At 48.5% G+C, this 13,143-nt stretch carries 9 protein-coding genes and 2 pseudogenes; all 11 read right to left on the bottom strand.

From position 1 onward, the window contains the following. Positions 1-47: 47 nt before the first annotated feature. The 11 genes and pseudogenes from cysQ to rfbA all read right to left on the bottom strand — a co-directional run bounded on the left by cysQ (position 48) and on the right by rfbA (position 13,082). On the bottom strand, positions 48-851 hold the full coding sequence (gene cysQ, locus HNEAP_RS07525; RefSeq protein WP_012824366.1) for a 3'(2'),5'-bisphosphate nucleotidase CysQ: 804 nt from the start codon (positions 849-851) through the stop codon (positions 48-50). Positions 852-1,211: 360 nt separating this feature from the next. After that, a complete protein-coding gene (gene cysC, locus HNEAP_RS07520) occupies positions 1,212-1,808 on the bottom strand; it encodes an adenylyl-sulfate kinase (RefSeq protein WP_012824365.1) in 597 nt (198 codons plus the stop codon). Between the two features lie 238 nt (positions 1,809-2,046). Continuing rightward, positions 2,047-3,786: an SLC13 family permease gene (locus HNEAP_RS07515; protein ID WP_012824364.1), complete on the bottom strand. Its 1,740-nt coding sequence runs from the start codon at positions 3,784-3,786 to the stop codon at positions 2,047-2,049. 9 nt (positions 3,787-3,795) lie between these two features. Beyond that, on the bottom strand, positions 3,796-5,256 hold the full coding sequence (gene cysN / locus HNEAP_RS07510; protein ID WP_012824363.1) for a sulfate adenylyltransferase subunit CysN: 1,461 nt from the start codon (positions 5,254-5,256) through the stop codon (positions 3,796-3,798). Further along, a complete protein-coding gene (gene cysD / locus HNEAP_RS07505) occupies positions 5,256-6,158 on the bottom strand; it encodes a sulfate adenylyltransferase subunit CysD (RefSeq protein WP_012824362.1) in 903 nt (300 codons plus the stop codon). The genes cysN and cysD overlap by 1 nt, the downstream gene beginning before the upstream one ends. A 298-nt stretch (positions 6,159-6,456) precedes the next feature. Further along, complete coding sequence (locus HNEAP_RS07500; RefSeq protein ID WP_012824361.1) at positions 6,457-6,693, bottom strand: DUF2442 domain-containing protein; 237 nt, start codon at positions 6,691-6,693, stop codon at positions 6,457-6,459. Between the two features lie 16 nt (positions 6,694-6,709). Continuing rightward, a pseudogene (locus HNEAP_RS07495) lies at positions 6,710-6,936 on the bottom strand (DUF4160 domain-containing protein). 94 nt (positions 6,937-7,030) lie between these two features. Further along, positions 7,031-7,390 (bottom strand): annotated as a pseudogene (locus tag HNEAP_RS07490) (phosphoadenosine phosphosulfate reductase domain-containing protein); the annotation flags it as partial. Positions 7,391-7,413: 23 nt separating this feature from the next. Next, a complete protein-coding gene (locus HNEAP_RS07485; protein WP_012824359.1) occupies positions 7,414-9,306 on the bottom strand; it encodes a glycosyltransferase 61 family protein in 1,893 nt (630 codons plus the stop codon). A 4-nt stretch (positions 9,307-9,310) separates the two neighbouring features. Beyond that, entirely contained in the window at positions 9,311-12,187 is a 2,877-nt protein-coding gene (locus HNEAP_RS07480; RefSeq protein ID WP_012824358.1) for a glycosyltransferase family 2 protein, read from the bottom strand. Between the two features lie 22 nt (positions 12,188-12,209). Beyond that, entirely contained in the window at positions 12,210-13,082 is an 873-nt protein-coding gene (gene rfbA / locus HNEAP_RS07475) for a glucose-1-phosphate thymidylyltransferase RfbA (protein ID WP_012824357.1), read from the bottom strand. Between the last annotated feature and the right edge of the window lie 61 nt (positions 13,083-13,143).

The following is a 13,143-nucleotide window of genomic DNA, read 5'->3' as shown; positions in this document are numbered from 1 at the left end:
ACTTCGCAGCCGCGTTTTGAACCAGTCAAGAGGGTTATTTATCAACATCAAAATAAAGATGGCCAGTTTGTTTTACTGATTCCATGCACCAGAAAAAAAGGATTCAACAATTGTTCGGTGTTTGCGTAACTCAATGGACTGCCATCGAGTTGAATTACTTTGCCACCCGCTGCTTCAACCACGCATTGTGCGGCGGCGGTATCCCATAAGCTGGTAGGTCCAAGGCGCGGATAAATATCGGCAGCGCCCTCGGCAACAAGACAGAGTTTCAACGAGCTGCCCATCGAAACCAGCTCACATTCACCTAAGCGCGACATGAATTCGGTAAGTGAGTCATCAGCGTGTGAACGGCTGCCCACCACGCGCCAAGGTGTTTTTCCATCGTGTCGGGCGACTTCAATACGTTGCCATTGATCCGCAGAGCCCTCAGCCAATTTAAATGCGCCTTCATTGGTGCTGGCTGCATAAGTTACGCCAAGCGCAGGCGCATGAACAACACCCATCACTGCACGGCCTTGTTCAATCAATGCAATATTTACAGTGAACTCACCATTACGCTTGATGAATTCTTTGGTGCCATCCAATGGGTCAACCAACCAATACTTACCCGAACCCCATTCTGCTCGACCAGGAATATCCGTATCTTCTTCCGAAAGGATCGGAATCTCAGGGGCGAGCTTTTTGAGTTCAGAAACGATCAACTCATGCGCGGCCTGATCGGCTCGGGTAAGAGGGGATTCATCGGCCTTAGTTTCAACAGAAAAATCTGTTGAATACACCGCCATAATCGCATCACCGGCGCGCTGGGCGATGCTGACTAGATTGTTAAGGAGAGGAGGGCTTGGTTTCATCTTTTTTTTCCAGTTAGTGCCTTAGAGGCGCATGGTTTATGCGGAACCTCGAAAAACCCGTCGTTCCCGCGTAGGCGGGAATCCAGCGCCTTGATTTTTCTGGGTTCCCGCATTCGCGGGAACGACGAATCACAGGTATTTCGATGTGCCCTATGGTTATTTGGTGATGATGGTTCTTTTCAATCCTTTCCCCCTCACCCCAACCCTCTCCCACAAGGGGAGAGGGAGCCAATCTAGCCCCTCACCCCGACCCTCTCCAATGAGAGGGCGCTAGTTGGCTTTGGTTTCTTAAACTCCCTCCCCCTTTAAGGGGGAGGGTGGGGGTGAGTGAGTAAAAACTGGTTAAATGTGCACCTTCAGTCAACGTTTAAAATACCCGTTCGCACTCATGTAGGCCAATATCTGTTCAACACATTCTTCAACAGTGTGTTTTCCCGTATCTAACAAAATCTCGAGCTGCTGCGGTGGTTCGTAGTCAGAATCGATGCCGGTAAAGTGTTTGATCTCACCAGCGCGTGCTTTTTTGTATAAACCTTTAGGGTCACGGGCTTCACACACGGCCAGCGGGGTATCGACATGGACTTCGATAAACTCGCCTTCTGCCAACAAGCTGCGAACAAGGGCGCGGTCGGCACGAAACGGGGAAACGAATGCTGCCAACACAATCAAACCGGCATCGACCATCAGCTTGGCTACTTCACCGATACGGCGTATGTTTTCAACCCGGTCTGCGTCGCTGAAGCCTAAATCGCTATTCAATCCGTGGCGCACATTATCGCCATCGAGCAGATAAGTGCGTTGGCCTTGCTGGAAGAGCGCGTGTTCAAGTGCACCGGCAATCGTCGATTTGCCTGAACCACTTAATCCCGTGAACCACAACAGTACCGGCCTTTGTGCATTCATGTTGGCGCGGTCTGTTTTGCTGATGGCATGTTCATGCCAAACAATATCGCTCATGGTTTTATTTAACCTGTTATGTTGAATGCCCGTGTGCGTGAATCATAATTAGGACTTACGTGGCGAGCAGATTTAACTCCCTCCCCCTTGACGGGGGAGGGTTGGGGAGGGGGTGAGAAGGCTGGTGTAAGCCTCTGTTTTTACAGTCATCCCCGCCCCCTCTCCCCAGCCCTCTCCCACGAGGGGAGAGGGTGCTAAAACTTATTTTTGCGTAAGTCCTAATAATCATACGGAGCATTCATTGCGGGTGAAACGGAAAGGCAAAGGGTAGAACGGTCAATACCGTTGCACTATATGCCACGGAAACGGGTACGCCGATGCGCACAAAATCCATAAAACGGTAGCGCCCCGGGGTGTACACCATCAAATGGGTTTGATAGCCAAACGGCGTAATAAAACTCGCGCTGGCGCCGAACACCAAGGCCATTACAAAAGGCAAAGGGCTCACGCCCATGCTCTGCGCCAAGCTGAACGCAATGGGGAAGACCATCGCCGCCGCCGCGTTATTCGACATTAACTCGGTCAGCACCAAAGTGGTGAGGTAAATGGCAATCAGCGCATACAGGGCCGGTTGCCCTTGCAACACAAGATGCAAGGCGTTGGCCGCCAGCTCGGCAAGGCCGGAGCTTGTCATTACATGCGATAAGACGAGCGCCGAGCCAATCACCAATAACAGTTCAAACGGAAACCGCCGCCGCAGTTCACTCACGCTGATGAACTTAACTGCCAGCAAACCCACGATAAAAACGCCTAGACCCATGAACAAGGGCAGCGCGTTGACTGCGGCCAGAATAATCACACCGATAAACCCGGCGAACACACTGTAACTTTGCGTTAAGTTCAGGCGGGCTTTGCGGCTGCCGCCTTTGAGTAAATAAAAATTACGATCCAAGTTACGACGGCTAGCAAAGTCTGGCCCCACGGCCAAAGTGAGTGAATCACCGGCCTTGAGCGGAATGGTGCCAATTTTGCCCGATAAACGCCGCTCCCCACGACGAATCCCCACCACGGCAGCATCAAACAATGCCCGAAAATTTACATCGCGGATGGTGCGATCAACCAGCATCGAATCGGCCACCACCACCACTTCAACCAAATTACTCTGCAATATATTGACGGGGGCTTCGAACAGCGAAAGCCCATCAAAGCGGTTGAGCAGATAAATACGATCCACCTCACCGGCAAAAATCAGAATATCGCTTGCCTCGATGATCTCCCCCGGTTCAACCGGAGAAATTAGATGTGTGCCACGCAAAATCTCAACCAGAAACAACCCATCCAGGCTGCGCAGTTGATTATCCAGCACGCTCTTGCCAATAAGAGACGAACCGGCCTCTACCTGCGCTTCAAGAAAATAAGAACCCGCCTTGGTAGCTTCGCCCTGATGTTCGGGCAGCAGCCAGCGGGAAAGCAGCATCACCGTAATAATACCCACAATCATCACCGGCACACCCACCAGCGCGAAGCTGAACAAGCCCAAAGGGGCCATACCTGCGCGTTCGGCAAAACCGTTGATCATCAAGTTCGTCGAGGTGCCGATTAGGGTTAGCACACCGCCGAACAATGCAGCATACGAGAGCGGGATCAGCAAGCGCGACGGCGCAAAGCGTTTGTTCTGGCTAATAATGCCGAGCAAAGAAGCCACCACCGCCGTATTGTTCAAAAACCCCGAAAAAATCGACGTGACCGACATTAATCGAAAAAGCGCAGCAAAATAACTGCCGCTCAGTAACTTCGCGCCAATTTGCTCCAACAGAATCGTTTTTTCGAGCGCAACAGAAACCAGCATCAGCAGCACCAACACAGCCAACGAAGGGTCGGCGTAGCTCGTTAGCAAATCGTTGAGGCTAATCATGCCGGTAGCGTAATAGCCCAACGCAAGCACGCTAAAAGCCATGCCGGTTTGGATGCGCCCATGAATCAACACGGCAATCAGCCCAATTAGGCTAATTAAAACCGCAATTTGCTCAAGATTCATTGCAAGGCACTAACCCGTAATATCCAGCGCATGCCAATGCGGAAAGTGCTTGCGAATCAGTTGATTTAATTCACGCTCAAACTCGGCGTAGTCCGTATCGGGGCGGTGCATCAACGTACTGCGGTCATCCACGGCCACGCGGATCATCCCCGCGCCCATCGTGGCATTACTCATGCGGTCGATAACGATAAAACTGCCCATATCCTTATTCGTGCGGTAGGCATCGAATGCCCACGGTGCATCGAGTTGCAACACGCATTGGCCGATACCATTGAGCGGCATCTGTGCGGCGGGTTGGTGTTGATAGGTATTCACATCCACCTGATGATCGATGCGAATAAACTCACCACTCGTGGTACGCGTGCCAGATTTGAACAGATAGCGCTTGCCCGGCACCATCGCCTGCTCGCCCATCCACACCAGCTTCACTGAAAGCACATCGCTCACTTCCGGCGGCGCAAACGGATGGCACAACACATCGCCCCGACTGATATCAATTTCATCATCCAAGGTCAGGGTAATCGCCGCGCCCAGTTCAGCGGCCTCCAGATTGCCATCGTAAGTCACGATAGATTTAATCTTCGCCTTCTTGCCCGAGGGCAACACCATAACCTCATCACCCACGCGCACCGTGCCGGAAGACACCGTGCCGCTGTAGCCACGAAAATCCAAGTTTGGCCGATTCACATACTGCACCATCAAGCGAAAGGGCGCTTTGGCCTCGGGCTGGATAATCTCAATGGTTTCAAGCAGGCTCATGAAGGTAGGGCCGGTGTACCAAGGCATTGCCGTACCGGCATACACCACGTTATCGCCCAGCAAAGCTGAAACCGGCACAAAATGCACCTCGGAGAAATGCAGATGCGAGGCAATCTCGTTTTTATACTCCTCACACAGCCGATCAAACGTAGCCTGATCGTACTGCACCAAATCCATTTTATTGATCGCCACAATCACCTGGCGGATGCCAAGCTGATTCACAATAAAACTGTGGCGTTTGGTTTGCGCCAGCAAGCCCTTGCGCGCATCCACCAGAATCACCGCCACATCGGCCGTAGAAGCACCCGTCGCCATATTGCGCGTGTACTGTTCGTGCCCCGGCGTATCGGCAATAATGAACTTGCGTTTTTCCGAGGTGAAATAACGGTAGGCCACATCAATAGTAATGCCTTGCTCGCGCTCGGATTCCAGGCCATCGACCAGCAACGCCAAATCCACCATTTCACCCGTCGTACCCACCTTGGCGCTGTCTTTTTGCAACGCTTGCATGTGGTCTTCAAAAATCTGGTTACTGTCATACAACAAGCGGCCGATCAGGCTGCTTTTGCCATCATCCACACTGCCGCAGGTTAAAAACCGCAGCATGTCATGGTGCAAATAGGTATCAAGATAGGCGTTAATATCCTTGCGAATCAGTTCAGCGGCATGGTGTGCCGACTGCCCAGAAGATGGGTTGGTAACTTGGCTCATTAGAAATACCCCTCGCGTTTTTTCTGTTCCATCGAACCGGCACCGTCTTGATCAATCAAGCGCCCCTGGCGCTCGGAGGTATTGGTGAGCAACATCTCTTGAATCACCTCCGGTACCGTACTGGCATTGGAGCGTACCGCACCGGTAAGCGGGTAGCAGCCCAAGGTACGGAAACGCACCTTCTCCATGCGCGGTTCTTCACCGGGGTTCAGCGGCATACGGTCATCATCCACCATAATCAAGGTGCCATCCCGCTCAACCACGGGGCGCTCGGCGGCAAAATACAACGGCACAACAGGGATATTTTCCTGATGCACATATAGCCACACATCCAGCTCCGTCCAGTTCGAGATCGGGAACACCCGAATGCTCTCGCCCTTGTGCGTGCGGCCATTGTAAATATTCCACAATTCCGGGCGCTGGTTTTTCGGGTCCCAACGATGATTTTTATCCCGGAACGAAAACACCCGCTCTTTGGCGCGAGATTTTTCCTCATCCCGCCGTGCGCCACCGAACACCGCATCAAAACGATACTTGGTTAGCGCCTGCTTCAAACCCTCGGTTTTCATGATGTCGGTATGCACCTTACTGCCGTGGGTAAACGGGTTCACGCCCGCCGCGCGGCCTTCTTCATTCACATGCACCAACAACTGCAAACCGTGTTTTTCGGTGATCTGATCGCGCATGACGTACATCTCACGAAACTTCCACAGCGTATCGACATGCATAATCGGGAAGGGCGGCTTACCGGGGTAAAACGCCTTCATCGCCAAATGCAGCATCACGGCAGAATCCTTGCCGATGGAATAAAGCATCACAGGGTTCCCGAACTCCGCCACCACCTCACGGATGATATGGATGGACTCGGCTTCGAGGGCGGCTAGGTGGGATTTTGTGTTCATAATATACTCAAATACGTGTTGCGAAGATTGGTAGTGCTTTCCATATGTTACGTTAGTGATTAAACCATTGGGTACCTCGAAATACCCGTGATTCGTCGTTCCCGCGAAGGCGGGAACCCAGGAAAATCAAGGCTCTGGATTCCCGCTTCCGCGGGAATGACGAGTTTTTCTAGCTTCCCAAAGGTTCTATAGGCCACTTCGAAATACTCGTGATTCGTCGTTCCCGCGCAAGCGGGGGCCCAGAAAAATCAAGGCTCTGGATTCCCGCCTACGCGGGAATTACGTTGGGTTAGTTTGCTTACTGATTAATTGTTTCTGCGTATAGCGTTTCGGGGGCGATGTCCTGCCCATGCGGCCAAGTAACTGCGCCGTGTTCAATGCTCACCTGTTTGAAATAGGCATTGTTCTGTAGTTCTTTAAACACACCAAAGTCCAGATAGGGCGAAAGATTAAACATTCCGGCCTTGCCATCCTCAAAAATCACAAAGAGTTTATGGACATCTTTTACTTCAACTTGTTTAACATCCCAATACATATGTCAAAACTTCTTACTAGAGTGGATCAATTTTATAGGGCAATTCACCGGATAACGCAATTTCCCAATCGGCAAGCAACTCATCGGTGTGTAGTTCAATCCAGGCTTGCACCAAGCGCAATTGTTTTCGTGGAAGATTTCCGATTAAAACATCGCCCGTTTCGATGGCAAACACGCACTCAAATTCAGCGTATTTACATGAATATGCGGCAAATTATGTTGCTTATTATCCAGCAAATACATTTTTACGATAATGCCATAAAACATTGAAATTATTGGCATATTGCCCTCCAGGATGCTTGGGGTTCTAGTGGTTGGGTAAGCTACCGTTTCACGCCGCCTGCTTCAAGCCCTCGGTTTTCATGATGTCGGTGTGTACCTTGCTGCCGTGGGTAAACGGGTTCACGCCCGCCGCACGGCCTTCTTCATTCACATGCACCAACAACTGCAAACCATGTTTTTCGGTGATCTGATCGCGCATGGCGTACATCTCACGAAACTTACACAGCGTATCGACATGCATAATCGGGAAGGGCGGCTTACCGGGGTAAAACGCCTTCATCGCCAAATGCAGCATCACGGCAGAGTTCTTGCCAATGGAATAAAGCATCACAGGGTTCTCGAACTCCGCCACCACCTCACGGATGATGTGGATAGACTCGGCTTCGAGGGCGGCCAGGTGGGATTTTTTTTGCATAAAAGTTCCAATTTAAAATATTTTTATGTGTATTTCTCAAGGATTACTTTTAATTCATCCAAGGGTGCTATAAACGATCTGCCCTTATTAACCGTATCGTGACTTGGTGAGGGGGTGCCAAATAAGAATCCTGTTGGGTGATTTAACGCCCGCCCTAGACCTGCTTGGACAAACGGTAAGGGCGTTGCGGATTGCAAAACAATCACTCTGGTATTAGGCTTGCAAAAAATAGTGTTATGCATAGCAGAGCCATACTCACCAATTACAAGATCTGCCTCCGAAAACTTACTTATCTGCTCTTTAATGTCAAGTTTGTGGGGTTCGATAATATCAAAACCATGTTTTTCAAGAAGTTGAATTAATTCAGCGCGATTAACTAGGGTTTGGTTGCTGTTATAATCCCCTCTGCTGACAAATATTTTTTTTTCACTTTTATCCGACCAATATGCAGAAAAGGCATTCGATGTTAGTGACATTAAATTAGAAAATCCACTTTCTTGTCTAAGGTAAGATGGAACAATTGCTTTTTCAATTTCCACATATTCGACGGCAGGCTTATAAGTTATAATATTCTTATCATCAAAGCCGATCAGGGAAAGTAAATCTCTTGCATAGTTTGGAATGTGGATGGTTGAGATTAAAGGGCATTCATACCCTTCATGTTTTGCCAAAATAACTCGTGGAAGTATGTCTACCAACCAATGGCCATAAACTGCCTCACCAGGTCGTGAAATTGGAATAGCCTCACCTGTGATTTTTGATATGCGAAGATTTTTTTGTAAAATAATATTTTTATTATTTAATTCAAATACATTAGGGTTTATTCCCCCTGCTTTGAGCTGAGCTGGCGATAGATGTATACTTGGATCGGATAATATTTTATCTTCATAAAAAAGGACGCCATGCGCCATCAGGTTAAGATCTTCAAAGAAACATATTTTAGTCTCGGGGATATTGTATGCTCCTGATTTTTCGAGTTGATTAATATCAATGTCACCATTCCAGAACCATGGTTCAAACCTTTCAAACATTTGTTTGGATAGCAACTTACATTCGATTTTTTTACCAAAATAAATCGATGATTTAACTTTAGATGTGAACGGATTGAATAATTGAAATTCATCGCCCGATGAGTATGAGTTTTTTTGAACTTGATTGAATTTAATTACCCCGTTTTTTTTGTTCTTGACAAAATCATATAACACTAAATCATGTTTAATAAGATTCAGCAATCTCGTGGCTTTTTTTACAACATCTTGGTTTAGGCCATAGCTATTAGGGTTCATGTTTTCAATGGGGGCTTTATCTATTTTTTTTGAAACAAGAGCCATACTTATTTCAGATAAATCTGAATCTATGTTTTCCATGGTTCCAATATGGCTAATTTTTGAAATGTTTTTAATTGCATCTATTGCATCAATTTCGTCCACGGGGCGTGGATTGTTATTGTTTCTTAAGTATCTTGTTTGTACATTATCAAGAAGTGAGAATTCTTGGGGTGTTAAGTTTACAACTAGATCTTCTAGTTCAACTGTGCTCTGAAGATTTGTTGAGAATAATTTTTTTGACAGATTCTGAATGTACTCAGGATGCTCATTAAATCTTGTCTCTTGGCCTGGGTCAGATAGTTTTCTTATCCACGATAAATGTGAAATTAGGTGTGTGTAAGGGTCGCGGAGAAAAGCAAAGCTAAAATACTGATCGAAGTTGGTTTTTTTCTCGAATTCGCTAAATGTTATGTGGCCAGATAAAAATGATTTTTGGGTGATTAGATTTTTTCTTTCTTCTTCGTTTCGCCACTCAGATCTACTTTCTAAATGGATTGCGCAGTTTTCTAATCCTAAGGCATCCAAAAATAATTTATTTACCGAGCTTCCAGCTGCTTTGGGTATGTGTATGAATAAGAACTTTTTCATTGTTTTAATTGCCTATTGAAAAATCTTCCCGATCCTGAGTCAGATTCGGGCTGTAAAAGGGATCCAATTTCAGGGCATCACCCCATTTGGATTGCATGAATTCTACCTCGCCTCGGAAGCGAGCTTGTTTCTCTGGACTGTCTTCGGTGCCTCGGCTGATGGATTCATGGTGATACAGTTCGGCATAGGGTGTCCAGAGGTTTCGGTACCCCGCTTCCCGTACTTTGAGGCAGAAATCAACATCGTTAAAGGCGACCTTGAGGTTGACTTCGTCGAGCCCGCCGACTTGGTCGTAAACCGATTTGCGAATAATCAGACATGCAGCGGTTACTGCTGAGAAATTTTGCGCAACGATCAATCGGGCAAAATAGCCGGGTGAGTCGCGTTTGGAATTTTTGTGCGAGTGGTTTGCAACCCCGCCAATCCCTAGAATTACGCCTGCGTGTTGCAGTGTGTCGTTGCTGTAATAGAGTTTGGCGCCCACGCAGCCAATATCTTCCCGCAGCGCGTGGCTGACCATTTCGGTGAGCCAATCGGGACTGATGACTTCGACATCGTTGTTAATCAGGCCAATCAGGCTGCCTTTGGCGTGTTGTGCGCCAAAGTTGTTGATGGCGGAATAGTTGAATGGGTGGTCGTAACGCAAAACCTTTACGCGCTCGTCTTCCTGCTGGATGGCGGCAAACCAGTCTAGGGTTTCTGGTTCCTCACTGCCGTTATCCAGAATAATGATTTCGTAATTGGGGTAGGTGGTTTTATCCAGAATGCTGCGCACGGCGATTTCGGTAATGGTTTTACGATCACGCGTGGGGATGAGCAGGCTCACGAGTGGCGCGGGGTTGGGAATAGGCCAGTGTACGCGGTAGGTGTTTGGCACCAGTCCTTGTTCTATTTTAATTCCTGCGGGACCATTTTTTTCAAAAAAATCGCTGAGTGCTTTGATGCCCGCATCGGTGGTGTAGGATTTTTCGCCCGAGGCCATGGCGGTGGAGCCTTCTAGGGTGCGCCAGTGGTAGAGGATTTTCGGGATGTGGATAATTTGTTCGGCTTTGACATGCGGCAGGCAACGCAGGAGTAGGTCTTGATCTTGGCTGCCTTCTACGCCGGTGCGGAATCCATTGATGCGCTGGAGTAATTCGCGTTTGTATACGCCGAGGTGGGAAACATAATTCTGAGAATAGAACAGGTCGGGGTTCCAATCGCTTTTAAAGTGTGGCTCGCTGCGCTGGCCGTGGATGTCGATTTTGTCTTCATCGCTGTACAGGATTTGTGCTTCTGGATGCTCTGCAATGGCTTGTGCCATGAAATACAGGGCGTGTTCCGGCAGGGCATCATCGTGATCGAGCAGGGCGACATATTCGCCCGTTGCCAATTTGAGTGCGCTGTTGGATGCTTTTGAAATATGGCCGTTTTGTGGTCGGTAGACAACCTTGATGCGTTTGTCTTTTTTTATGTACTCGTCGAGTACTTTTTTTACATGGGGTTGGGGCGATTTGTCATCGGCGATGCACAGTTCCCAATGCGGATACGATTGTGCGCGAACGGAGTCGATACATAAACGCAGGTATTTTTCGGGCGTGTTGTATACCGGCATGACAATGGAAATGATTACAGGTGTCGATTGGCTGGATAAAAATGCCTGTACGGTTGCTTGTGTGGGGAGTTGTGCCTGTTCTACCTGCTCAATCCATTGATCATAAGCTATGGCACCCGGGCGGGTGTCGAATGTTTGGTTGTAGAGCGTGATCAGGGTGTCTGTTTTTGGGGTGGTGGCATCCGGTTGCATTGCCCGGATGACTTCGTCGAGTCGTTGTTCAAATTCGGCAGGTGATGTACCTACAAAATCTGGATGTTGTTCGGCAATGCGGTGACGCATGGTTTCTTCGGCTTGTGTTGTATCAATAGATTTGAAATCGAGCGCTTCTAGTTTGAAGCCACCTTTAAAGTCAATGGGATCAAAGCGGATGGTTTTGATGGTTTCTTTGCAATAAATAACACGCTCAATGAGCATGCCACTCTCAAAGGGTATGGCCAATGTTTGGGCTTCGTTATAGCCACTACCGGTGTCGAAATAGAATTTGGCTATTCCCTTTTGCGCCTCGGTGGTGATATTGAGTTTGGCGCAATGCCAGCCGGGTTTTAATGCTTGGGTGTTTTTGTATTGGAGCGTGAAGTAGGGGTCTTCACCGTGGGAGAGCCAATGGCGGCTGTCGGTAAGGGAGCGGGTGATTTGATTGGAGGCTTCGAGATGAAAACCAATGTCGGCAATAGACGCAAGGTGGCTGTATGCGCCTTGATTTGCTGAATCTTGATTTGCGGGTGGGTGTTTGAGGCGTTTGAGCCGTACGCCGGATATTTTGAACTCGGTGGGATGCGCCGCTGGGTCAAAACGGATGTCTAGTAGTTCCACTGGAATGTAGAGCGGAATTTGAATCAAGCCCGAGGTATCGGCGTGATGGTTGATGACGATATCGTCTTTGTAGCCTTGCCCATAATCGATAAACAGTTGCATCGGCAGCGGTTCATCGCAGCGAAGCTGGAATTCAAGTTGCGCCCAGCCGGTTTGTTTAAGCACGGCCGGGTTGTGTGCTCTGATTAAAAACTGGGGGTCTTCTCCGGTTGAAACCCAAACTTTTCCTTTCGGGGTGTTGTTTAGTTCCAGTTGGTGTATGGGTACCAGATCAATACGCGTGCTGCCTAATAAGTATTTATGTATCAGGCCATCGATTGATCGTAAAAATTGGGTGTAACGCCAGCTTCGGGAACCATATATGCGTACCATCTTGGCACGCTGCTCATTGAGCAGTGCTGTGAGATGGATGATCTCGGCCTGCTGACGTGCGTTTTCGTGATGGAGGCGATTAAGCTCTTCTTGAGACATGCTTTTTCAACTATTACGTTAATTATTTGTTTTCTTTGATCATTTCAAGCAAATATTTGCCGGTTTTGTTCTTTTTGAGTGGTTCGGCAATTTTGCGTACGCAATCATCATCAATCCAGCCTTTTTTGTAGCCAATTTCTGTGGGCGAGAGCACTTTTTGCCCTTGGCGCCGCTCGATGATTTCGATGAATTGTCCGGCTTCGAGCAAAGAGGCGTGGGTGCCCGCATCCAGCCATACGCTACCGCGGCCCATAAGGGTGACTTCCAGTTGGTTTCGCTCCATGTAGGCCTGATTGACACTTGTGATTTCAAGCTCGCCTCGATCAGAGGGTTTGATGGTTTTGGCGATCTCGATTACTTCGTTGCCATAGAAATACAAGCCGGTGACTGCGAAATTGGACTTGGGTTTTTTGGGCTTTTCTTCGATGCTGAGAACGCGGTTGTTTGCATCAAACTCGACCACGCCATAGCGTTCGGGATCGTCCACGCGGTAGGCGAACACATGTGCGCCTTCGGTGATGGCCGCCGCTTTTTTCATGCTGTTGGAGAGATCCTGGCTCCAGAAGATGTTGTCGCCAAGAATAAGGCAAACACTATCATCGCCGATAAATTCTTCTCCAATAATAAAGGCTTGTGCTAAACCATCCGGGCTTGGCTGCTCAGCGTAGCTCAAATTCACGCCAAACTGGGAGCCATCACCCAGTTGTTTTTTGAACAGCGGTGCGTCTTGCGGTGTAGTAATAATCAGAATGTCTCTGATATTTGCAAGCATGAGTACACCCAGCGGGTAGTAGATCATGGGTTTGTCGTACACCGGCAGCAGTTGCTTTGAGATGACTTGTGTCAGTGGGTAAAGCCGTGTGCCGGAGCCGCCTGCTAGGATGATGCCTTTCATTGCTTAATTCTCAATGTTTAATTTTTAATTTTTAATGGTCAATTTTTAATGGTCAATGCTC

Source organism: Halothiobacillus neapolitanus c2 (assembly GCF_000024765.1).
GTDB lineage: Bacteria > Pseudomonadota > Gammaproteobacteria > Halothiobacillales > Halothiobacillaceae > Halothiobacillus > Halothiobacillus neapolitanus.
This window is presented reverse-complemented; position numbering and strand designations above follow the sequence as displayed.

Bases quoted from the DNA above. Each gene is read 5' to 3' on its own strand.
- cysQ (WP_012824366.1), bottom strand. From the start codon at position 851: ATGAAACCAAGCCCTCCTCTCCTTAACAATCTAGTCAGCATCGCCCAG.
- cysC (WP_012824365.1), bottom strand. From the start codon at position 1,808: ATGAGCGATATTGTTTGGCATGAACATGCCATCAGCAAAACAGACCGC.
- HNEAP_RS07515 (WP_012824364.1), bottom strand. From the start codon at position 3,786: ATGAATCTTGAGCAAATTGCGGTTTTAATTAGCCTAATTGGGCTGATT.
- cysN (WP_012824363.1), bottom strand. From the start codon at position 5,256: ATGAGCCAAGTTACCAACCCATCTTCTGGGCAGTCGGCACACCATGCC.
- cysD (WP_012824362.1), bottom strand. From the start codon at position 6,158: ATGAACACAAAATCCCACCTAGCCGCCCTCGAAGCCGAGTCCATCCAT.
- HNEAP_RS07500 (WP_012824361.1), bottom strand. From the start codon at position 6,693: ATGTATTGGGATGTTAAACAAGTTGAAGTAAAAGATGTCCATAAACTC.
- HNEAP_RS07485 (WP_012824359.1), bottom strand. From the start codon at position 9,306: ATGAAAAAGTTCTTATTCATACACATACCCAAAGCAGCTGGAAGCTCG.
- HNEAP_RS07480 (WP_012824358.1), bottom strand. From the start codon at position 12,187: ATGTCTCAAGAAGAGCTTAATCGCCTCCATCACGAAAACGCACGTCAG.
- rfbA (WP_012824357.1), bottom strand. From the start codon at position 13,082: ATGAAAGGCATCATCCTAGCAGGCGGCTCCGGCACACGGCTTTACCCA.